The following is a 22,031-nucleotide window of genomic DNA, read 5'->3' as shown; positions in this document are numbered from 1 at the left end:
GGCCGGACCACGCACAACGTCCCGATTCTTGCCCCCGCCTGCAGGGGCGTCAAATGACTTTTGTCATGGACGCGCGAGCTTCCGGCACGAACGGTGCGACCGCAGCGGGTCAACCCAGGCTGCGCGCGGTGTTGATCACGCTGATGCCGTCGAAGCGCGCAGTGGCGGCGCCGTGCGAGACCGCCGACACCTGCGGCGGCTGGCCCTTGCCGTCGAAGAACGAACCGCCGAAGCGGAAGTCGCGTTCGTCGCAGATCGCCGAGCACGCGCCCCAGAACTCCGGAGTGCGTATCTGGTAGGCGACGTCCTCGATCATGCCGGCGATCTCGCCGTTCCTGATCTCGTAGAACAGCTGCCCGCCGAACTGCGCATTGTAGCGCTGCTGGTCGATCGAATAGGAGCCGCGCCCGTGGATGTAGATGCCGCGCTCCACGTCGCGGATCATCCCGGCCACGCTCAGTTCCTCCCGTCCCGGCGCCAGCGACACGTTCGGCATGCGCTGGAACTGCACGCTGGCCCATGAGTCCGCGTAGCTGCAGCCGTCGGACTCGCTCTTGCCGAGGATGTGGGCCTGATCGCGGGTGCACTGGTAATCGACCAGCACGCCGTCACGGACCAGGTCCCAGCGTTTCGTCTTCACGCCTTCGTCGTCGTAGCCGACCGCTCCGAGGCTTCCGGGCTGGACGCGATCGGCGAAGAAGTTCACCCGCCCGCTGCCGTAGCGGTAGCCGGACTCGCGCTTGTCGAGGGTCGCGAAGCTGGTGCCGGCGTAGTTGGCCTCGTAGCCGAGCACGCGGTCCAGCTCCAGTGGATGGCCGACGTTTTCGTGGATGGTCAGGAACAGATGGGACGGATCCAGCACCAGATCGTAGCGACCGGGCTTGACCGACGGCGCCTTCAGTTTCTCGCGTGCCTGCCTTGCCGCGGCGACCGCGTCCGCCCGCATGTCGTAGGAGCGGGCGTAGGCGACCAGGTCTCCCGGCAACTGCACCTGTCCGTCCGGATCGGCATCCATGAACTCGTAACCCATTCCCATCGGCGGCGACAGGCCGTCGCGGGTGCGGAACCTGCCGCTGGCCTTGTCGACCGCGGTGACGGTGAACGGCGCCCAGATGCGGTGCACGTCCTGATCGATGTAGGAACCGTCGGTGCTGGCGAAGTATTTCTGTTCGTTGACCAGGAACAGGCGCGAGGCGATGAAGTCCGCGCCGGCGTTCATCGCCGCCGCGTTCACGTCCAGCAGCAGTGCAGCCTTCTCGGCCACCGGCACGGTCATCGCGTTGCGACGGATCGGCGTGCGCCAGGACACCTCACCGACGCCCTTCACCGGCGCCAACCGCACCGGCTCGCGCTGGATCCCGGCGTTGGCCCGCGCGATCGCCAGCGCCTGCCGGACCGCCTGGACCACACCATCCCCGGACAACACGTGGGTCGCAGCGAAGCCCCAGGCGCCATCGACCAGCACCCGCACGCCGGCGCCGGTGGATTCGGTGTTGACGACATTCTCGACCTTGTCCTCGCGGGTCATCAGCGCCTGCCGCAGGTAGCGGCCAATGCGCACGTCGCAGTACTCGGCGCCCGCTTCGACGGCGGCCGACAGGGCCGCGTCGGCGATCCCCTTCTTGAAGGCCGGCTCCAGCGTCGCAGCGAAGGTCTCGGCCGCGACCGCCCTGCCGCCGAGCCCGGGCAGGGCGAGCCCGCATGCGCCCAGCCCACCGAGGATGAGGAAATCGCGGCGATGCAAGACGTTCTCCGCAGCAGCCGGGCGGGACGCCGACCGATACCGTCCGGATTCTTGCGGGTGCCGCCGGACCCGTCAAACCCACCAATGGCACGGTCGGCGCGGCATGCCGCCACCTCGCGCACGCGAACGGTATGCTTGACGCCTGCGCTCTGCACCACGTCCGGAGTCTCTCATGCGCCCGTCCCCGATCGCCGCCGCCCTGCTTGTTCCGAGCCTGCTCGCATTCGCGCTCGCCGCCTGCCAGCCCGGTCCCTCGCAGACGCCGGAAGGCGCGCCGATGGCGACCGATGCCGCCGCCACCGCCGTGGCCGATGCGGCGTTCCAGGAACTGGCCGGACAGTGGCTGGAGAAGTCGATGGAGCTGTCGCCGGTCGCCGCCACCCAGATCGGCGACCACCGCTACGACGACCGCATCGACGACCTCAGCCAGGGCGGCCGCACGCGTGCGCTGGAGTTCCAGCGCAGGATCCTGACCCAGCTCGACACCATCGACACCTCGGCACTGTCGCGCGAGAACCAGGTCGATGCGGCGATCCTGCGCAACCAGCTGCGCTACGACATCTGGAGCGGCGAAACGCTGCAGAGCTGGGCGTGGGATCCGCAGATCTACAGCCAGCTCGCCGGCAGTGCGCTGTACGGGCTGATGGCGCGCGACTTCGCACCGATGCCGCAGCGGCTGAAGTCTGCGACCGCCCGCATGCAGCAGATCCCGACCCTGTTCACGCAGATGCGCCAGAACCTCGATCCGGCGCGGGTGCCGCGGATCCATGCCGACAAGGTGGCCGCGCAGAATGCCGGCATCCTCAGCCTGGTCGATGGACTGATCCTGCCCCACGCCGGCCGGCTCAAGGGCGAGGATCGCAAGCAGCTCGATGCAGCCGTCGCAACGCTGCGCAAGGCAGTCGAAGAGCATCAGACCTGGCTGGACCAGACCCTGGTGCCGAACGCCAAGGGCGACTTCCGCATCGGCGAGACGCTGTACGACGAGAAGCTGGCGTTCGCGTTGAACTCGCCGCTGTCGCGCCAGGAGATCCGCACCCGGGTCGAGGCCGACATCGAAAGAACCCGCGCCGAGATGTACGGGATCGCCCGTGGCGTGCTGCGAGGGCGCGACGGCGCGCCGGTGGCGATGCCCGACGCTCCCACGCCCGAACAGCAGCAGCAGGTGATCGAGGCGGCACTCGAGCTTGCCTATGCCGACCGTCCGGCCCGCGACGAGGTGGTCGAGGTCGCGACCCGCAGCACCGAGCAGGCGACCGCCTTCGTCCGCGAGAAGGATCTCGTCACCCTGCCGGACACGCCGGTCAAGATCATCCTGATGCCCGAGTTCCAGCGCGGCGTCACCGTCGCCTACTGCGATTCGCCCGGTCCGCTCGACAAGGAACTGGACACTTTCTACGCGGTCTCGCCGATTCCCGACGACTGGACCCAGGCGCAGGTCGATTCGTTCCTGCGCGAGTACAACACCCGTTCCATCCACGAGCTGAGCATCCACGAGGCGATGCCGGGCCACTTCCTGCAACTCGCGCACTCCAACAAGTATCCGTCGACCCTGCGCGCGGTGCTTGGCTCCGGTCCGTTCATCGAGGGCTGGGCGATGTACGCGGAAAAGGTCATGGCCGACGCCGGCTACATGGACGAGGATCCGCTGATGCAGCTGATCAACCGCAAGTGGAACCTGCGCGCGATGGCCAACGCGCTGCTGGACCAGGCCATCCACGTGGACGGGATGACCCGCGAGGAGGCGATGGAGCTGATGACGGTCACCACCTTCCAGCAGGAGCGCGAGGCGGCCGGCAAATGGGAACGCGCTCAGCTGACCTCCGCGCAGCTGTCCACCTACTATGTCGGCTACAGCGAGCACCTGGACCTCCGCCGCGAGGTCGAAGAGCGCGAGGGCGAGGCATTCGATCTGAAGGCCTACCACGACAAGCTGCTGTCGTTCGGCTCGCCGCCGGTGCGCTTCGCACGCCAGTTGTTGCTGGACGAGCCGATACGTTGAACCGCATCCGGCCGCGGCTTCTCGCCGCGTCCGGCGGACGGGCGAGCCCGTCGAGCGCAACCCTGGACCGCACACGCAGGAGACGCGATTGGACCTGTTCACGACCACCGACGGCGGCGGAACATCGGCGACGCCGGCGATCCACGGCATCCGCGTCGGCATCGGCGGCTGGACCTTCGCGCCATGGCGCGACAATTTCTATCCGAAAGGGCTGGTGCAGCGCCGCGAGCTTGAATACGCCAGCCGCCAGCTGAGCGCCATCGAGATCAACGGCACGTTCTACGGCGCGCAGAAACCTGCGACCTACGCCAAGTGGGCGGCTGAGACGCCGGATGGCTTCGTGTTCTCGCTGAAGGCGCCCAAGCGGGTCACCCACGGCGGTCCTCTCGCGCGTGCCGGAGGCCAGGCGCGGGCATTCGTCGACGGTGGCCTGGCCGAGTTCGGCGACCGGCTCGGTCCGATCCTGTGGCAGCTGGCACCCCAGCGCGTGTTCGATCCCGACGATCTGGCCGCCTTCCTCGACGCCCTGCACGACGCACTGGACGGCCGACCACTCCGTCACGCGCTGGAGGTCCGCCACGACAGCTTTCGCGACCCGGCCTACCTGAAGCTTGCGCGCGAGCGCGGAATCGCCACCGTGTTCACCGATTCCGAGCAGTACCCTTCGCTGGCCGATCTCACCGGCAGTTTCGTCTACGCGCGGCTGATGCGGTCGCAGGCCTCGATCGATTCCGGCTATCCCGAACCCGCGCTGCGGCAATGGGGCCAACGTGCGCACCAGTGGGCGCGCGGCGGCGACCCGTCCGACCTGCCCCACGTCGAAGCGCCCCTGGAAACGGGCGGCGACGCGCCGCGCGAAGTGTTCATCTACTTCATCAGTGCGGCCAAGGCGCGCAATCCGGCCGCCGCCACCGCGCTGATCGGGATGCTGCGGCAGCGCTGAGAGCGGCGGCGGCGCCGCCGCGCCCGGATTGCGGGGCCCTGTGCGTGCGCGCCATCACAGCGGCCATGCCGATCGGCACTGTATGGCTGCACAACGTTGACGCAGTCTTGCCCAAGCTGCGGTTTCCATCCCTGCCACGAGGTCGTGCCATGACCAGTCGCCGAGATTTCCTCACCGTCGCCTCGCTCGCCGCCGGCGGACTCGCCCTGTCGCCGCTGGTCGCCTGCAGCCAGGATGCGCCCCGCCCCCCGGACGGAGGCGCGGCTCCCCCACCTCCGGCGGCACCGGCACCGGGCTCGCTGGCGACGCGACCGATTCCGCGCACCGGCGAATCGTTGCCGGTGATCGGCATGGGCACGTCAGGCAGTCTCGACGTCGGCGACGACATGGCCGCGCGCGAACCGCTGCAGGAAGCGCTTCGCCTGTTCGTCGCCTCCGGTGCGACGCTGATCGACACCGCACCGACCTACGGCAGCTCCGAGCCCGTGCTCGGCGACCTGGTGGCCGCCGCCGACGCGCGCGGGAAACTGTTCCTCGCCACCAAGCTATCCGGCGTGACCGGACGCGACGAGGGCCTGGCGCAGTTCAACGGCTCGTTGCGCGACCTGCACACCGACAAGGTCGAGCTGCTGCAGGTGCACAACCTGCGCGACACCGATACCCAGTTCGCGCTGATCGAGGAGCTGAAGCAGCAGGGCAAGGTGCGTTACTCCGGGCTGACCCATTACCAGGAACATGCCCAGGCCGAACTCGCGGCGGCGATGCGCCGGCTGAAGCCCGATTTCGTCCAGATCAACTACTCGCCGGTGTCGCGCGGCGCCGAGCGAGAAGTGTTGCCGCTGGCGCAGGAGCTCGGAACCGCGGTGATCATCAACCGCGCGTTCGAGGATGGCCGGCTGTTCGCGCAGGTGAAGGGCCGGCCGCTGCCGGACTGGGCCGCCGAGGCCGGCGCCGATTCGTGGGCGCAGTTGTTCCTCAAGTTCGTGCTGGCGCATCCGGCGGTGAACGTGGTGATCCCGGCCACGTCCAAGCCCCGCCACCAGGCCGACAACCTGAAGGCCGGCGTCGGTCCGTTCCTGGACGAAACCCAGCGCGCGGCGCTGGTCGCCCTGCTGAGCTGACCCGGAGCGATGACCCCGCCGAACGCCGCGCCGCACGCGCCGGGCCGCTGGGCGTCGCGCCTGTTCGGCGTCGGCGGGGACGAGGCGATGCCGGTGCTCGCCGGCGCATTGCTGTTCTTCCTGCTTTTCACCGGCTATTTCATGCTGCGCCCGGTTCGCGAGACGATGGGCATCGCCGGCGGCGTGGACAACCTGCAATGGCTGTTCACCGCCACCTTTTTCGCCACCCTCGCGGCGATGCCGCTGTTCGGCTGGGTCGCCGCGCGGGTGCAGCGCCGCCGCATCCTGGCGTGGGTCTACGGTTTCTTCGCCGCCAACCTGCTGGCATTCGCGGCCGCGATCCACGCCGATCCCGGCAACGCCTGGCTGGCCCGCGGCTTCTATGTCTGGCTGTCGGTGTTCAACATGATCGCGATCTCGCTGGCATGGAGCGTGCTGGTCGACCTGTTCCCGAGCGCGCAGGCCAAGCGCACGTTCGCGCTGATGGCCGCCGGCGCCAGTCTCGGCGGATTGACCGGCCCGCTGCTCGGCGTCGCACTGGTGGGGACGACCGGGCATGGCGGCCTGCTGGCGATCGCGGCGCTGTTCCTGCTCGCCGCGATCGTCGCCGGCGAGGGCCTGCAGCGCTGGCGCGACCGGCATCCGCTGCCCGCGGATGCCGGAAACGGCCAGGAGGGAAGCAGCGGCCGGCGGCTCCGGCTCGGCGGCAGTCCGTTCGCCGGCGCCAGCACCGTGCTGCGTTCGCCCTACCTGCTTGGCATCGCGGTGTTCGTGCTGCTGTTGGCCAGCGTCACCACCTTCCTCTACTTCGAACAGGCGCGGCTGGTCGAGGCCAGATTCCCCGATCCGGTCGACCAGACCCGGGTATTCGGCACGATCGATGCGATCGTGCAGACCCTGGCGATCCTGTCGCAGTTGTTCATCACCGGCCGGGTCGCACAGCGGCTGGGCATCGGCGTGCTGCTGGTGTCGGTGCCGCTGGTGGTGGCCGCCGGCTTCCTGTGGCTGGCGTTCGCGCCGACCTTCGCGGTGCTGGCGGTGGTGATGATCGTGCGGCGCGCCGGCGAGTATGCGTTCGTCCGCCCGGGCCGCGAGATGCTCTACACGGTGGTCTCGCCGGAAGCCAAGTACAAGGGCAAGAACTTCATCGACACCGTCGTCTACCGCGGTGCCGACGCGGTCAGCGGCTGGGTCAAGACCTTGGTCGACATGATCGCGCAGCAGCCGGCCGTCGCCGCGATCGCCGGCGCATCGATCGCGCTGGTCTGGGCGGCTACCGGCGGCCGCCTGGCACGCGCGCAGCGGCGCCATCCGGACTGATCGCCGGGAGCGCCGGGCTACAGCGGCTTCGACATCAGCACCGCTGAAACCGGGCACAGCGCCGCGAACTGCACGGTGGCCGTTACCGCTGCCGGCGCCGCCTCGCGCGAGAACGCCGTGTACCCGTGCCCGGCAAAATAGCCGGTGGCGTCGGTGGTCAGCAGGAACAGCCGATGTATGCCGGCCTCCCTCGCCGCCTGTTCGGCATGGCGCACGAGTTCGCCGCCCAGGCCATGGCCACGAACCGCAGGGGCGACGGCGAGCGAGCGCAGCAGCGCGTCGCCCCCGAGATGACCGATGCCGACCACGCCCTGCAGCACGCCATCGTGGCGGATCCCGAACAGGCGCACCGGTGACAGAGTCAGGTCGGCCGTCGGCAGGCCGGCGGCCGCGATCAAGGCGGTTGACTCCGGATCGACATCGACCGGCGCGATCCGCGGCCGCTTGTGCGGTTCGGCAATGATGCGCTTGTCGAGGATCCGTACCGCTCCGACCATCAGCAGGCGCATGTCGCGGACCAGGTAGTCGGCCAACGCCGCATCGCTGATGTCGTCGCCGGCGATGTCCAGGCGGAATCCCTGCCCCTGCATGCCGCCGCCGTTGCTGAAGTCGATCTCGAAGTCGAACAGCGCCCGATGCTGCGCCGGCCGTGCCGCGTCTGCGGCGCTCATGCGCGCCTGCCGCCCTGGCTGAACGCGACGCTGGCGAGGATGATCGCGCCGGCGAAGCCCATCGTGAGCGTCAACGGCTCGTCCAGCAGCCACCATGCCCAGGCCACGCCGAATACCGGTACCAGGTAGGTGACCGTCGACGCACGGCTGGCGCCGACCCGCGCGATCAACCGGTAGTACATGACGAAGGCGATGCCGGTGCAGAGCACGCCGAGCAGCGCCGCGCACAACCACGAAAGCGCGGGCACCGGCTCGACGGGCCAGTGCGCGATCGCGAGCGGCGACACCAGCAGCGCGGCGCTGCCCAGGGTCGCCGCGGCGACCGCTGCCGGCGGCAGTCCGGTCAGGTGGCGGCGGACCAGGTTGATGCCGATGCCGTAGAGGAAAGCCGCGCCCGCACCGGCGGCGACCGCCCAGCCGATGCTGGCCCCGGCGACCTTGCCGCTGGCGAGCACGACCACGCCGGCGAAGCCCGCGAACAGCGCGACCGCGCGCCGCGTGCCGATCCGCTCGCCGAAGAACAGAAATCCGATCAGTGCGGTGAACAGTACCGTCATCGCATTGGTGATCGCGCCGACCCCGGCCGGCGCATGCTGCGCCGCCCAGGCGAACAGCACGAACGGCACCGCCGAGTTGACCAGGCTGATGCCGGCGAGCTTCGGCCACAGCCGCAGCGGAAACCGGCTGCGCGAACGCCACAGGAACGGCATCAGCACCAAGGCACCCAGTCCCAGCCGCACCTCGACCAGCGGGAACGCGCCGAAGTCGGGCGCGGCGACGCGCATGAACAGGAACGACGCTCCCCAGATCGCCCCCAGCACGCCCAGCTCCAGGGGGGTCACCCAGTCGTGGGCGCGGACCTCCGCGGCGGCCGATCCGGGCTGTCCGGCTGGCGCGGCGACGGGGGTGACGGAGCTGGCGGCGGCGTTCGGGGGAGCCATGAGCGACGAATCCGATTCGTGACTTTCAACCATTCTCCGCGTTGCCAAAGGCCATACAAGCGCATACTTTCAGGTCCAGCCACAAATCAGACTTGAGGCTCGAATGGCTCTGCGCGCAGACCTGCTACCGGCTCTTGCGGCATTCGAATCGGCCGCCCGCCACCAGAACTTCACCCATGCGGCCGAGGAGCTGCACCTGACCGCGAGCGCGGTCAGCCACCATGTCCGCAAGCTCGAGGCCCGGCTCGGAGTGACGCTGTTCCAGCGGCATGCGCGCGGGGTGTCGCTCACCGCCGAAGGACGGCAGCTCGCCGATGCCGCCGGCAGCGCGCTGGCCGACGTCGACGGCGTCGTGCGCGGCCTGCGCGCCAGCCGCGACGAGCATGCCCGCGTCCGCGTCACCACCCTGCACTCGCTGGCCTACACATGGCTGATCCCGCGCATGCATGCACTGCAGACCGTCCATCCGGACATCCACCTCAGCCTCGATACCGAGGTCGCGCTGACCCGCTTCGACGACGGTGGCCCCGACCTCGGCATCCGCCACGGGCCCGGTCACTGGCCGGGCCTGACCGCCCATCTGCTGATGGACGAGACCTTGTTCCCGGTCGCCGCCCCGGACTTCCCGGGTCTGGACGGGATTGCCGGCGCCGCCGACATCGCGCAGTTGCCGTTGATCGCCGACCACGCACGACAGGGCTGGCTCGACTGGTTCCGGGCCGCCGACGTGCACGGCGTCCGCATCGAGGAACGGCACACCTTCAGCGACACCACCGACGCGCTCAACGCGGCGGCGTTCGGCCATGGCGCCGCCCTGGCGCGCGAGCGGATCGCGGCGCCGTACCTGGAGGCGCGCCGGCTCGTGCGGCTGCCGGGCCCGGTACTGCAGGCGCGCTGGAGCTACTACGTGGTGTATCCGGCCCACCGCCGGCTGCGGCCGGCCGCGCGACGCTTCGTCGACTGGCTGCTCGCGCTGCCGAAGGACTGAGGCCAGGCCCCGCTACCCGGCCACGACCGCGGAAACCGCGCTGCCCACGCGCTGCGGACGCGACGCGTTAACGGACGCCGTCGCATCTGCAACACTGTGCCGCCCCCACCGAACGCCCACCGATGTCGCCGACCGCCAAGGCCCAACTCCAGATCCACTTCTGCGTGCTGCTGTGGGGCTTCACCGCCATTCTCGGCAAGCTGATCACGCTGCCGGCACTGCCCCTGGTCTGGTGGCGCATGCTGCTGGTCGTGGTCGCGCTGGCGCTGGTGCCGCGGGTCTGGCGCGGGGTACGTGCGCTGCCGCCACGGCTGCGCTGGGCCTATGCCGGGATCGGCGTGCTGGTCGCCCTGCACTGGCTGACCTTCTACGGCGCGATCAAGCTGGCCAACGCCTCGGTCGCGGCGACCTGCATGGCGCTGGCGACGGTGTTCACCGCATTGATCGAGCCCCGACTCGCCCGGCGCCCGATGTCCGGACGCGAACTCGGCCTCGGCATCGCGGTACTGCCCGGGGTGGCGCTGGTGGTTGGCGGCGTCCCCGCCGGCATGCTGCCGGGCATCGCGGTGGGCGCGCTGTCGGCGGTGTTCGTGGCAGTGTTCGGCTCGCTCAACAAGCGGCTGGTCGATCACGGCGACCCGCTGACCGTGACCGCGCTCGAACTCGGTGCCGGCACCGTCGCGCTGACCCTGCTCGCACCGCTGATGCCTATGCTGTTCCCGGCCTTCGCCGGACCGCTGCTGGTCGCGCCCTCCACATGGGACGCGCTGCTGTTGCTGCTGCTGGCGCTGGCCTGCACGCTGCTGCCGTTCGCGCTGGCCCTGGTCGCGCTGCGCCAGATGAGCGCGTTCGCCGCGCAGCTGGCGATCAACCTGGAGCCGGTCTATGCGATCGCCCTGGCGATCGTGCTGCTCGGCGAGCAGCACGAGCTGACCCCGCGGTTCTACCTGGGCGTTGCGATCATCCTGCTGGCGGTGCTGGTGCATCCGTTGATAAGCCGCCCGCGGCAGCCTGCCCACACCGAATTGCTGGGGACCGCCGAGGCCAAGGACATTTCCGACTGAGCGGCACCGCCGTCGCGGAGGGTTTCCGCTATCCTCCGCCAGGAACGCGGCACGCACCCGCCACCCGGACCAGGACCCCGAATGAATCCCGCCACCCAGCACGACATCGCGAAACTGATCCTGCGCGTGACCCTCGGCCTGCTGGTCATGTTGCACGGCGCCGCCAAGCTCAAGGGCGGGATGGCCGGCATCATCGGCCTGGTCGAGTCGCACGGCCTGCCGGGCTTCATCGGCTACGGCGTGCTGGTCGGCGAGCTGCTCGGACCGCTGATGCTGATCGTCGGCTTCCATGCCCGGATCGGTGCGGTGCTGGTCGCGGTGAACATGCTGTTCGCGATCGCGTTGGTGCACATGGGAGAACTCGGCCGCTTCAACAATCAGGGTGGCTGGGCGCTGGAGCTGCAGGGCATGTTCCTGGCCGCGTCGGTGGCTCTGGCATTGCTGGGGCCGGGACGGTTCAGCGCCAATGGACGCTGACGCCGCCGCCACCGCCTTCGCCGCCGTGGGATGATCGGCCGGCGACGACGGAAGCACGCGGATACCGGCCGACAGGGCCGGGCACAACGCACGGGAGGACGGCATGGAGCAGTACCCGCACATCCGCATCCTGATGGGCATCGTGCTCGGCCTGTCGATCACGACCCTGCTCAAGGGGCTCGCACAGTTCGTCCAGCACCCGGACCGGCAGAAGGTGTACTGGATCCACATCGGCTGGGCCGTCACGATGTTCGTGCTGCTGGTGCACTTCTGGTGGTGGGAATACCGGCTGGTGCACGTCTCCGAATGGACCTTCCTCAAGTACGGCTTCCTGATCAGCTACATCGTGCTGTTCTTCCTGATGTGCACGCTGCTGTTCCCGGACGACCTGCGCGACTACGCCGGCTACCGCGACTACTTCATCTCCCGGCGCCGCTGGTTCTTCGGACTGATGGCCCTGTCCTATGTGGTCGACATGGGCGACACCCTGATCAAGGGCCGCAGCTACTTCGCGGGCCTCGGCCACGAATACCTGTTCCGCAACACCGGCTACGTGCTGCTGTGCCTGGTCGCGATGCGGACCCGCTCGCAGCGCTTCCACGCCGCATTCGTGGTCGCCGCCCTGCTCTACGAACTGAGCTGGATCTACCGGCTCTACGAACGCCTCTGAACCGATCCGCCATGCCAGAAACCCTCGTCTTCGAACTCGACCGCGAACACGTCGAACTCAATCAGTTGCTGAAGCTGGCCGGGTTGTGCGACAGCGGAGGCGCCGGCAAGGCGATCGTCGCCAGCGGCGCGGTGCGCGTCGACGGCGTGGTGGAGCTGCGCAGGACCTGCAAGATCCGCGCGGGCCAGATGGTCGAGCTCGACGACGTCCGCATCGAAGTCGTCGTCGCCGGCTGAGCTCCCGCCGGCTTTGCCCCCTGCGCGAACGCTGAAGCGCTTCCCCGTCCGTATCGGCGGCTCAGGCGATCGGCAGCGCCTGCCGCGCGCGGCAAAGATCGTCGTGCAGGACCATGACCCGCTCGGCGGTTGCGTCGACGCTCCGGATGCTGCCCAGGGCTTCGACGAAGCGGCATGCAGCATGGCCGCGCGCGGCCTGCTCGTAATCCTCGACCCAGCGGCGGCGCTCGGGCATGCGCTCCGGCGACACCGGCCAGACGCCAGGTCGCGGGCGCAGATGCCGTCCGATGCCGATGCGCCAGGGCTTGGGACTGACACGGGCGCGGAAGCAGTGCTGCCGCCGGCACATCCGCGCATACAGCGGATCGGTCCCCAGTGCCTCGAACAGATTCGCGGCCTCATCGCTGGCCGGATCGAAACGCCGGTGCATCGCCAGCACCCGCAGGCCGGCCGGGGTGCGGTACACGCGCAGATGCCAGTCGGGGTTCGCGGCGACGAAGGCTGCCACGCGCCGTCGCGCGATCCGCTCCGGTCCGCCGCGCATCTTCACCGACCACCGATGCAGAAGATGGGCGAGCACACTGCCGAACAGCAGCGCCACCACCACCGCCGCCACGCCCCATCCGTGCGACTGCGTGAGCATTCCGAAAGCGATCGCCGCCGCCACCAGCACACCGAAGACGGTCAGCCGCAACCATCCGCCGGCCTCATCGGAAAAGTCGACGTCGGCGAACAGCACATCCGGCGTGTTCAGGCACAGCGCGCCATAGCCGTTGCGCGAAACGACGGTGTCGCCGTGGCGCTGGACGATCTCCTCGCGGATCGGCACGCCCTCGGCACCGTTGTAGGCGACCTTCGGTTCGCGGCGACGCAGCGGTTCGCCGGCAAGGACGCGTTCGAGCGCCTCGCATGCACGCGCATCGGCGTGGGCCTGCGCGGCGGCGGGGCTGTCGTCCGACCACCCGAACCGGCGTACGGTGATGCTCCTGCGATGACTGCGGTGCTGCAGCCTGGCCTCGGCCCAGTACTCCGGTACGATCATGCGCGCTGTTCTTCCCTGTCCGCGATGCGGCGGCCGATGCAGGACGGGACGTTAACCGGTCCGCCCTCCTCCTGGCCAGCGCGTCGGCGCGAGGGCTGACGCGGCGCCGCTCAGTCGTACTCGGACAGCGGGCCGTCGGCGGGGCAGTCCCGATCCGGAAAGCCGTAACGCCGCTTGAGGTCGCGGCCGCATTCGCCCATCCCCGCGACTTCCTCGCCGGGGTTCGCGCACAGCAGGTTGTAGTCGCGGAAGAACGCATCCTGCCGGCGCACGAAGGCCTCGCCGCACTTGCGGGCGAGACGGATCCGGTCGAGGTCGTCCTCGGCCGCATTGCGGCCCGACAGCCCGAACAGATCCAGTTCCTGCGTCGTCAGCAGGCGCAGGCTGCGGTTGGGCACGGTCATCATCAGGTCGGCGATGGTCGTCGCGGCGCCGTTGCGCTGCAGGTATTGGCTGAGCTGCTCATGGATCTCGCGCAGCTCCTGGTTGAGTTCGGCACGCGAGGTCGCCCTGGAACCGATCCGCAGCATCCGGTGGATGCCGACCGACCCGGCGATCATGCGCATGTCGCCAGCGGCCAGGATCAGTACGCAGGAACTGTGGCAGACCGCATCCTCGCGCACCCAGATCATCCAGCCCGACTCGGCCATCGCGTCGCCGGCGCGAATTGCGTCCTCGACCTGGCCGCCGCTGGAATCGATGTCGAGGATGCGGCTCCCGATCCCAAGCGTGTCGCCCATGTCGGCCACCCGCTGTACCAGCGCGGTGAAGTCCGACGAGATCTTGCCGCGATAGCGGATCCGCACCACTCCGGCGTCGCGGCAGGCCTGCATCTGCTTCCAAAGGCTCGAGAATCCCAGCGACCTGAGCGGCTCGCCATCGCCCTTGGATTCGTAATCGCGATCGCAGCTGACACGGGCCAGACCCGAGCCGAGCTCCATCGGCGTCCAGTCGACCGCGGCGATGTCCTCGTAGGGATCCCACTTGGGTTCCGGTTTCGGAATCTCGGTCACGGTGGCGCCGAAGTCCTCGCGCCCGCCGCTGTTCATCGACGTCGCCTGCTCCGGTGCGGCCGGCTCTTCCGTGTCGAGCGCCCCCCCGGGACTGCAGGCCGCGATCACGGCACTGAACAGCAGCAGTCCACAGGTTCGGAAGAGATATCGCATCGGCATCACGAGTATGGGCGGCGGCCGGCTCCCGCGGAACCGGGATGGGCTTCGGGCCGGCAGGACCGGTCCCCCAAGTCTAGGCGGCAACGCCCGGAAGGAGTTCAACGCGGGGTGAACCGGCCGGCCGTATCACTCGCTCAGGCGGCGAACTCGACCGCATGGACCGGCGGCAGGCGCGCCTCCAGCGGCGTCCAGCGGTCGCCCCGGTCGTCGCTGGACCAGACTCCGCCGGTGGTGCTGCCGAACGCGAGCCGCTCGCCACTGCCATCGATGGCGAGACCGTGGCGATAGACCAGGTCGTAGGCGGGCGTCTCCGGCAGGCCATCGGACAGCACGTCGAACGTGCGCCCGCCATCGCGGGTGCGCGCGACCACCAGCCGTCCGTCGACCGGATAACGCTTCTCATCCTTCACCGCCGGAACGAACCAGGCGGTGTCCGGTTCGTCCGGATGCACCGCGACGGCGAAACCGAACGCCGACGGCGGCACCCCGGTGACTTCCTGCCAGTCGTTGTCGCCGCCGCCGGTGCTGCGAAACACGCCGTTGTGATGCTGCACCCACAGGCTGTCCGGCGCCGAGCGGCACTGCACCATCCGGTGCACGTCCTGAACGCCCGCCTCCCGGCTCTGCTCGGGCGGCATGTACTCGGCGCGCATCCCGCCGGCGCACTGGCGCCAGCTTTCGCCACCATCGTCGCTCTGCCACACGCCGCCGGTCGACACCGCGACCCGCAGGCAGCGCGGATCGCGCGGATCGACGCAGATCGAATGGATGCCGGGCCAGTCGTAGCCGCCGCCGAACCAGTCGCCACGCCCCGGGTACTGCCACAACGATTCCGTCAGTTGCCAGCTCCGGCCGGCATCGTCGGAACGGAACAGCCCGCCCGGGATCGTTCCGGCCCACAAACGGCCGGGTTCGTCGGCGCCGCCGGGCACCAGCGACCACAGCAGCTTCAGGGTCGCCGCGGTCGGCGGCTTGCCGTCGCCGGTGTGCGCCATCTGCCCCTCGGCGTACGCCGGAACCGCGCATTCCTCCCAACTGCGGCCACGATCGCCCGAACGGTGCAGCTTGGTGCCGAAATGGCCCAGATTCAGTGCCGCATACCAGCTGCCGTCGCGCGGGTCGGTCGCGGTCAGGGTCACGTTGTCGCCGAGGAAGGCGGTGCGAGCGATCCGCCAGGACGCGCCGCCGCCGCGCTCCAGGATGAAAAGGCCCTTGCGGGTGGACACCAGCAACGTATCGGACATTTCAGCCTCCTGACAGCGCCTGCATCACGTAGAGCTCGGCGCGTGCGGACATCGGATGATCGAGCGCCTTGCCGCGCACGGCCTGGCCGTCGACGAACAGCGCGACGTGGTGGCGGACGGCGCCCTGCTCGTCCAGTACGTAGCCACGCAAGCCCGGGTGATGCGCGAACACGTCGTCCAGCACCTCGCGCAGGGTCGAGCCATCGGCGTCGAGCGCGACCTCGCCCCCTGTCGCCGAACCGGTGTCCGACGACAGCCAGCGTGCCAATGCCGATGCGAGTACGACCCGGGCCACGACTGCATCCACTTCGTAGATGCGGCCGAGCCTACGCCTGTCACCTGGAGCTTGCCACCATGACACGTTTGGGTTCCTCCCCCGTTCCAGGCATAGCGGTTCCGGGCAGTTTTCTGGTTCTTCTCCCGATTGCGGTGGTATCCACGGAGGGGAGCCGGTGGGCGTGGGGTTTGCAGGACACGCCGTAAACCCATCCCTGGGGGCTCGGGCGCGGCATCCATGCCGCTTGCGATCCTGCAAACCCCACACCCACCGTCTTCTGGACACGCTGCTGGCGCTTTGAACAAAGAACAGCCGAAGCCTGAACCTTCACGTCCGCGAAAGGCGGCGTCTGTCGGGGTTGGGGGGGGCGGAGAGCGGACCATGCAGGATCCGCGGCCCGATTCTGAGGCAGGACGTCGACATGAGGACGGAGCAACCCCCGCCCCGATGGGCCGCCACTCCATCCGAAGTCACTATTCCCCGCAACCGGGAGAAGAACCAGAAAATTTTCGCGATGGATGTCGATCCGTCCCGGGCTGGTTCGTCGTGATCTCGAAAGCAGGCGAAAACCGCCCGCTGCAGACAGGAGAAACCGCCATGCGCGTCATCGTCATCGTCAAGGCCACCGCCGATTCCGAGGCGGGAATCATGCCCAGCGAACAGCTGCTCGCCGAGATGGGCCGCTACAACGAGGAACTGGTCAAGGCCGGGATCATGCTCGCCGGCGAAGGCCTGCACCCGTCCTCGCGCGGAGCCCGGGTCACCTTCGACGGCAAGAACCGCACCGTCACCGACGGTCCGTTCGCCGAGACCAAGGAGCTGGTCGCAGGCTTCTGGTTGTGGCAGGTCCGTTCGATGGACGAAGCGATCGAGTGGGTCAAGCGCTGCCCGAACCCGATGCCCGGCGAATCGGTCATCGAGATCCGCCCCGTTTTCGAGGCCGACGACTTCGGCGAGGCGTTCACTCCCGAGCTCCGCGAGCAGGAAGAACGCCTGCGCGAGCGGCTCGCCGGCAACTGAACTACCACCATCCATCCCCATCCCACAGGAGATCCGACATGCAGTTCATTCCCTATATGTGCGATTTCGGCGGCAAGTGCCGCGAGGCCTTCGACTTCTATGCCAAGGCCCTGGGCGGCGAGGTCGTGGGACGCATGACCTACGGCGAATCGCCGATGTGCGACCAGATGCCGCCCGATTCCAGGGACCTGGTGATGCACAGCTGCCTCATGGTCGGCGACGCGGTGATCATGGGCGCGGACGGCCCGCCGCCGGAAAACGCCGGCACCGACAGCACCACGATCAACGTCACCGTCGATACGCCCGAGGACGCCGAACGCGTCTGGGCCGCGATGACCGACGGCGGCGAGATCAAGATGCCGCTGCAGGAGACGTTCTGGGCGCTGCGCTGGGGCATGCTCGTCGACCGCTACGGCAAGCCGTGGATGATCAACTGCCTGCGCGCCAGCGAGGACTGCCCGACCCCGGGCAAGGCCGCCTGAGCCCGCCCCCCACTCACGAGTTCACAAGGAAAGCCCGCCATGACCGCCAAGAACGCCGCCGCGCACGGCAGCACCTCCCACGCACAGATCTTCATCAACCTGCCGGTCAAGGACCTCGACCGCTCGATCAGGTTCTTCACCGAACTCGGCTACAGCTTCAACCCGGCCTTCACCGATGAGAATGCAACCTGCATGATCCTCGGCGAGAACCTGTTCGTGATGCTGCTGGTCGAGAAGTACTTCGCCACCTTCGTCACCCGGCCGGTCGCCGATCCCGGCAAGAGCGTCGGCGCGCTGATCGCGTTGCCGCTGGACAGCCGCGAGGCGGTCGACGCATTGGTCGCCCGCGCGGTGGCCGCAGGCGGACGCACGCCGCGCGAGGCGATCGACCACGGTTTCATGTACCAGCACGGTTTCGAAGACCCGGATGGCCACGTGTGGGAGGTGTTCCACATGGCCGGCGAGCCGCCGCAGGCGTAGCGGCCAGCGCTTCCGGTTTCGCGGACTGCTCCACACGGGCCACCATGCGCCCCCGCACGCGTCCCCCGGTTTTCCAGTCGCTGCGGCCCCCGGTGGCCCTTGTGGAGCAACGCAGGCCATGCGCAGGCATTGAACGGCTGCAATCGGCACTTGCATGCCGGAACCCGGAGTGCTGACATCACGCGACATGAGCGACCATGAGATCAACCGCCGCATCGACGCCATCTGGCGAATGGAATCGGCCCGCGTGATCGCCACGCTCGCCCGCATGTTGCGCGACGTCGGGCTGGCCGAGGACCTTGCCCAGGATGCGCTGGTCGCCGCATTGGAAAAGTGGCCCTCGGACGGCATTCCCGACAATCCCGGCGCCTGGCTGACAACCACCGCCAGGCGCCGGGCGATCGACCGCATCCGCCACGGCCAGATGGCCGATCTCAAGCACCTGCAGATCGCCCACGAGCTGGAGCACGAGCAGGAGACGCGGCACGACGCCGAACTCGCCACGCTCGATGACCCGATCGGCGACGATCTGCTGAGGCTGATATTCGTTGCCTGCCATCCGGTGCTGTCGCGGGAGGCGCGGCTCGCATTGACCCTGCGCCTGCTCGGCGGCCTGACCACCGCCGAGATCGCACGCGCGTTCCTCGCCACCGAGCCCACCATCGCCCAGCGCATCGTCCGCGCCAAACGCAGCCTGAGCGAGGCCGATGTCGAGTTCGAGGTGCCGCGCGGCGACGAACTGGGCGAACGCCTGGCCTCGGTGCTGGAGGTCATCTACCTGATTTTCAACGAGGGCTACTCGGCGACCGCCGGCGACGATCTGATCCGCCCCGCCTTGTGCGAGGAAGCGCTGCGGCTGGGAAGGATCCTGGCCGGACTGATGCCGGCCGAGGACGAGGTGCACGGTCTGGTCGCGCTGATGGAGATCCAGGCTTCGCGCAGCCATGCCCGCACCAATTCCGACGGCGAACCGGTCCTGCTGCTGGAACAGGAGCGCTCGCGCTGGGACCGGCTGCTGATCCAGCGCGGACTGGCGGCACTGGAGCAGGCCGAGCGGATCGCCGCGGCGCGCAACATCGAGCGTGGCCCGTACACGCTGCAGGCGGCGATCGCGGCCTGCCATGCGCGTGCGCTGACCGCCGAGGCCACCGACTGGGCGACCATCTCCAGCCTGTACGCGCAGCTCGCCCGCCTCGCGCCGTCGCCGGTGGTCGAGCTCAACCGCGCCGTCGCGATCGCGATGCATGCCGGCCCGGCCGCCGGCCTGGACCATGCCGATACCCTGGTCGGCGAACCCTCGCTCAGGCACTACCACCTGCTGCCGAGCGTTCGCGGCGATCTGCTGTTCCGCCTTGGCCGCCACGACGAGGCCCGCGGCGAATTCGAACGCGCCGCGGAACTGACCCGCAACTCGCGCGAACGTGCGCTGCTGCTGGCCCGCGCCGCCCGGTGCGGGCGCGACGGCTGAACCGCTCCCGTCGTTTTCCGCCACCGCGACGCCCGACGCGTCGCCCGATGATCCGAGGAGGATGTATGAGTTACGTGGATGGATTCGTACTGCCGGTCCCGAAGGACCGCATCGACGACTACAGGAAGCTTGCCCGCAAGGCCGGGAAGATATGGATGGAGTACGGTGCGCTCGCCTATCACGAGTGCATCGCCGACGACGTCGAACCGGGCAAGACCACGTCGTTCCCGCGCAGCGTGAAGCTCAAGGACGACGAGACGGTGGTGTTCGCCTGGATCGTCTACAAGTCGCGCGCGCAACGCGACAGGGTCAACAAGAAGGTGATGGCCGATCCACGGCTCGCCGGCATGGATCCGAAGACCCTGCCGTTCGACGGCAAACGGATGATCTGGGGCGGATTCAAGTCGTTGGTGAAATTCTAGGGAAGGTCTGAACAAATCCATCCTGGACTTGTTCAGACGTCGCAAGGTCAAGCCAAGCTCGACCTTGCTCCACCGGATCAGGCTCCTGCGTGCTTGATCCGCGTGTGTGCCATCCCTGGCGCACGGAACCTCTGAATTGATCAGAGATTCCCTGGGCCTGTCCACAAGCAGTCCCCGCGTCCCGCCATGCCCGGGACGCGGCTACCGCGACGAACCTGCCATCGGTTGGGCGACGAATGGCGGATACCGTCGGCGTGCGCCTGGCTCATGCTTCCGCAGCCGCCACGGTGAGTCGCCATGCATCGTCGATCGTTCGTCCCCGGCCGCCACGCGAGCGTCGCGCTCGCCGTAGCCGCCATCGCCTACGCCATGGCGCTGCTGTCGCTGTCGCGCCAGCCGGATTTCTCCATCGCCGAGCCGCTGTTCCTGCTCGGCGTGCTGGGCGTCGCGTTTCCGCTGCTGGCCGCTTCGCTGACCCGGAGCCAGACCGCGGCGGTGCCGGCGGCGGCCCCGGCAACGCGTGCGCATGGTCTGTCGGCGGTGCTTGTCTACCTGGCCGCATTCGCGGCCCTGATCCTGGGCTGGGGATTCGGCGCGATCAACGACGCTTTCCCGGAGGAGCCGGCGCAGTCGAGTGTGCAGCTCCTGGTGAAGCTCGCCACGATGGTGGCGCTGCCGCTGTGGCTTTTCGCCACGCCGCGTCCGCTGCCCGGGCCGTTCGGCGCGCGACGCCTGTGGCTCGTGTTCGCGGTGATGGGTGCCGCCTACCTCGGACTGCAGGCGGTGTTCGGCCGCGGCCTGGCCGCGCTTGGCGAACTGGCGCCGGCGGCGACGACGCTGGCCTGGGCCGTCCCGCTGTGCTGGCTCTGGCAGACGATCGAGGCCGGGCTCGCGGAGGAAGTGCTGTTCCGTCGAATCCTGCAGGAACGGCTGGCGCATTCGACCCGCTCGCCGACGGCTTCGGTGGTCTGGGCTTCGCTGCTGTTCGGACTCGCCCATGCTCCGGGCCTCTGGCTGCGCGGCGGTCACCTGATGGAAGGCGTGGCAAGCGCCACCGCGGAGTGGGCGGTCGCCTACTCGATCGTGATGATCGCGCCAGCGGGGATCGTGTTCGGCGTGTTGTGGGCGCGCACGCACTCGCTGTGGCTGCTGGTACCGCTGCACGGTCTGGTCGACCTGATCCCGCAGCTGGCACCGTTCATCCGTGCCTGGACCGGTGGCTGACGGGATCGCCCGACGGCACCAGCAGGACCTTGCCCGAGCGCTCCCCCGCCGCGGCGGCTCCGATCGCCGCTCCAATGTCGTCGATGCCGTAGACCGCCTGCACCCTCGCCTTGAGCCTGCCGGATGCGATCAACGACACCAGTTCGGCGAACAACGCGTTGCGCGCGCCCGCGTCGGTGACCTTGTACCAGTGCGCCAGCCAGAAACCGCGCAGGGTGATGCCGCGGAAGATCAACGCGGCCGGCGAAACGGTGCAGGGCTCGCCGCCCATCGCGCCATAGTTGACCACGACGCCGCCGGGCGCCAGCGCATCGGCGATCCGTGCGGTCGCGGTACCGCCCACCGCGTCGATGCCGAGCCGGATCCGCGCCTCGCCGGTGGCGTCGCGTATCCGCTCGACCAGGCCGTCCCCATCGACCAGCACGACGTCGCCGCCCATCGCCTCGACATCGGCGACCGCCGACTCCCTGCGCACCACGTTCACCGTACGCACGCCGCGCGCCCGCGCCAGTTGCACCAGGTAGCCGCCGACAGCGGAGTTGGCCGCGTTCTGGATCACCCAGTCACCAGCCTGCAGCGGCACGGTGCCGGTCAGCAGCAGCTGCGCGGTCGGCGGATTTACGGTGAGCATCGCCAGCTGCAGCGGATCCGCGCCATCCGGCAGCGGAACCAATGCGCGGGCGTCGGCGACCAGATGGGTCGTCCAGGTGCCGCTGCCGACCGGCAACAGCACCGTCTGCCCCAGGGCCGGTGCGTCAAGGCCCGGCGCCAGTTCGACCACCCGGCCGACCCCCTCGTTGCCGGCGACCGCGGGCAGCGGCGGCAGCGACCCGTATTCGCCCGTCAGGGTCAGCAGGTCGGACGGGTTGATCGGCGCGGCCAGCACCTCGACCCGCACCTGGCCAGGAGCGAGCGCCGGCGGATCGAAGGTTTCGACCTCGACGACCTGCTGCGGAACCGGTCCGCGCGAACGGTACAGGACACGCTTCATCTGCCGATCTCCATACGGGCACTTTCGGATAT

General features: G+C 69.0%; 23 protein-coding genes. 15 read left to right on the top strand and 8 right to left on the bottom strand.

The window, feature by feature from the left end; all coding sequences use genetic code 11:
• Positions 1-109: 109 nt before the first annotated feature.
• The gene (locus L3V18_RS14840) at positions 110-1,744 is read right to left on the bottom strand and encodes a TldD/PmbA family protein (protein WP_237053590.1); all 1,635 of its coding nucleotides are present in this window, start codon (positions 1,742-1,744) and stop codon (positions 110-112) included.
• A gap of 187 nt (positions 1,745-1,931) precedes the next feature.
• Between L3V18_RS14840 and L3V18_RS14835 the strand changes: the two genes are divergently transcribed.
• From L3V18_RS14835 to L3V18_RS14820, 4 genes are all read left to right on the top strand, one after another.
• Positions 1,932-3,746 (top strand): DUF885 domain-containing protein, encoded by a 1,815-nt coding sequence (locus tag L3V18_RS14835; RefSeq protein WP_237053714.1) that lies wholly within the window; start codon positions 1,932-1,934, stop codon positions 3,744-3,746.
• An 88-nt stretch (positions 3,747-3,834) separates the two neighbouring features.
• Positions 3,835-4,689 (top strand): DUF72 domain-containing protein, encoded by an 855-nt coding sequence (locus L3V18_RS14830; RefSeq protein WP_237053591.1) that lies wholly within the window; start codon positions 3,835-3,837, stop codon positions 4,687-4,689.
• Positions 4,690-4,838: 149 nt separating this feature from the next.
• On the top strand, positions 4,839-5,810 hold the full coding sequence (locus L3V18_RS14825; protein ID WP_237053592.1) for an aldo/keto reductase: 972 nt from the start codon (positions 4,839-4,841) through the stop codon (positions 5,808-5,810).
• Between the two features lie 9 nt (positions 5,811-5,819).
• Entirely contained in the window at positions 5,820-7,130 is a 1,311-nt protein-coding gene (locus L3V18_RS14820; protein WP_237053593.1) for an NTP/NDP exchange transporter, read from the top strand.
• A 17-nt stretch (positions 7,131-7,147) separates the two neighbouring features.
• Here the strand turns inward: L3V18_RS14820 and arsN2 are convergent, their stop codons facing one another.
• Positions 7,148-7,801 (bottom strand): arsenic resistance N-acetyltransferase ArsN2, encoded by a 654-nt coding sequence (gene arsN2, locus L3V18_RS14815; protein ID WP_237053594.1) that lies wholly within the window; start codon positions 7,799-7,801, stop codon positions 7,148-7,150.
• Complete coding sequence (locus tag L3V18_RS14810) at positions 7,798-8,742, bottom strand: DMT family transporter (RefSeq protein ID WP_237053595.1); 945 nt, start codon at positions 8,740-8,742, stop codon at positions 7,798-7,800. The genes arsN2 and L3V18_RS14810 overlap by 4 nt, the downstream gene beginning before the upstream one ends.
• A gap of 103 nt (positions 8,743-8,845) precedes the next feature.
• Between L3V18_RS14810 and L3V18_RS14805 the strand changes: the two genes are divergently transcribed.
• The 5 genes from L3V18_RS14805 to L3V18_RS14785 all read left to right on the top strand — a co-directional run bounded on the left by L3V18_RS14805 (position 8,846) and on the right by L3V18_RS14785 (position 12,177).
• Entirely contained in the window at positions 8,846-9,730 is an 885-nt protein-coding gene (locus tag L3V18_RS14805; protein WP_237053596.1) for a LysR substrate-binding domain-containing protein, read from the top strand.
• A gap of 122 nt (positions 9,731-9,852) precedes the next feature.
• Positions 9,853-10,794: a DMT family transporter gene (locus L3V18_RS14800; RefSeq protein WP_237053597.1), complete on the top strand. Its 942-nt coding sequence runs from the start codon at positions 9,853-9,855 to the stop codon at positions 10,792-10,794.
• Between the two features lie 81 nt (positions 10,795-10,875).
• Complete coding sequence (locus tag L3V18_RS14795; protein WP_237053598.1) at positions 10,876-11,271, top strand: DoxX family protein; 396 nt, start codon at positions 10,876-10,878, stop codon at positions 11,269-11,271.
• A gap of 103 nt (positions 11,272-11,374) precedes the next feature.
• Complete coding sequence (locus tag L3V18_RS14790) at positions 11,375-11,941, top strand: hypothetical protein (RefSeq protein ID WP_237053599.1); 567 nt, start codon at positions 11,375-11,377, stop codon at positions 11,939-11,941.
• Between the two features lie 11 nt (positions 11,942-11,952).
• A complete protein-coding gene (locus tag L3V18_RS14785; protein WP_237053600.1) occupies positions 11,953-12,177 on the top strand; it encodes an RNA-binding S4 domain-containing protein in 225 nt (74 codons plus the stop codon).
• Positions 12,178-12,238: 61 nt separating this feature from the next.
• Here L3V18_RS14785 and L3V18_RS14780 read toward each other — a convergent pair whose 3' ends face one another.
• From L3V18_RS14780 to L3V18_RS14765, 4 genes are all read right to left on the bottom strand, one after another.
• Complete coding sequence (locus tag L3V18_RS14780) at positions 12,239-13,219, bottom strand: hypothetical protein (RefSeq protein WP_237053601.1); 981 nt, start codon at positions 13,217-13,219, stop codon at positions 12,239-12,241.
• 110 nt (positions 13,220-13,329) lie between these two features.
• On the bottom strand, positions 13,330-14,385 hold the full coding sequence (locus L3V18_RS14775; protein ID WP_237053602.1) for a COG3904 family protein: 1,056 nt from the start codon (positions 14,383-14,385) through the stop codon (positions 13,330-13,332).
• Between the two features lie 140 nt (positions 14,386-14,525).
• Entirely contained in the window at positions 14,526-15,635 is a 1,110-nt protein-coding gene (locus tag L3V18_RS14770) for a WD40/YVTN/BNR-like repeat-containing protein (RefSeq protein WP_237053603.1), read from the bottom strand.
• Position 15,636: 1 nt separating this feature from the next.
• Positions 15,637-15,930 (bottom strand): MoaD/ThiS family protein, encoded by a 294-nt coding sequence (locus tag L3V18_RS14765; RefSeq protein WP_237053604.1) that lies wholly within the window; start codon positions 15,928-15,930, stop codon positions 15,637-15,639.
• 579 nt (positions 15,931-16,509) lie between these two features.
• Here L3V18_RS14765 and L3V18_RS14760 point away from each other — a divergent pair.
• The 6 genes from L3V18_RS14760 (at position 16,510) to L3V18_RS14735 (ending at position 21,008) form a co-directional block, all read left to right on the top strand.
• Complete coding sequence (locus L3V18_RS14760) at positions 16,510-16,932, top strand: YciI family protein (protein WP_237053605.1); 423 nt, start codon at positions 16,510-16,512, stop codon at positions 16,930-16,932.
• A 38-nt stretch (positions 16,933-16,970) separates the two neighbouring features.
• Positions 16,971-17,414, top strand: coding sequence for a VOC family protein (locus L3V18_RS14755; RefSeq protein ID WP_237053606.1), 444 nt, complete (start codon positions 16,971-16,973; stop codon positions 17,412-17,414).
• A gap of 39 nt (positions 17,415-17,453) precedes the next feature.
• Complete coding sequence (locus tag L3V18_RS14750) at positions 17,454-17,894, top strand: VOC family protein (RefSeq protein ID WP_237053607.1); 441 nt, start codon at positions 17,454-17,456, stop codon at positions 17,892-17,894.
• Positions 17,895-18,081: 187 nt separating this feature from the next.
• Positions 18,082-19,362, top strand: coding sequence for an RNA polymerase sigma factor (locus L3V18_RS14745; protein ID WP_237053715.1), 1,281 nt, complete (start codon positions 18,082-18,084; stop codon positions 19,360-19,362).
• Positions 19,363-19,427: 65 nt separating this feature from the next.
• A complete protein-coding gene (locus tag L3V18_RS14740) occupies positions 19,428-19,784 on the top strand; it encodes a DUF1428 domain-containing protein (protein ID WP_237053608.1) in 357 nt (118 codons plus the stop codon).
• 297 nt (positions 19,785-20,081) lie between these two features.
• A complete protein-coding gene (locus L3V18_RS14735; protein WP_237053609.1) occupies positions 20,082-21,008 on the top strand; it encodes a CPBP family intramembrane glutamic endopeptidase in 927 nt (308 codons plus the stop codon).
• Here L3V18_RS14735 and L3V18_RS14730 read toward each other — a convergent pair.
• Positions 20,983-21,999, bottom strand: a complete 1,017-nt coding sequence (locus tag L3V18_RS14730; RefSeq protein ID WP_237053610.1) for a zinc-dependent alcohol dehydrogenase family protein — start codon at positions 21,997-21,999, stop codon at positions 20,983-20,985. The two genes, L3V18_RS14735 and L3V18_RS14730, sit on opposite strands and share 26 nt — an antisense overlap.
• Positions 22,000-22,031: the final 32 nt, after the last annotated feature.

It is taken from the genome of Marilutibacter chinensis (assembly GCF_021725675.1).
Taxonomy (GTDB): Bacteria; Pseudomonadota; Gammaproteobacteria; order Xanthomonadales; family Xanthomonadaceae; genus Marilutibacter; species Marilutibacter chinensis.
This window is presented reverse-complemented; position numbering and strand designations above follow the sequence as displayed.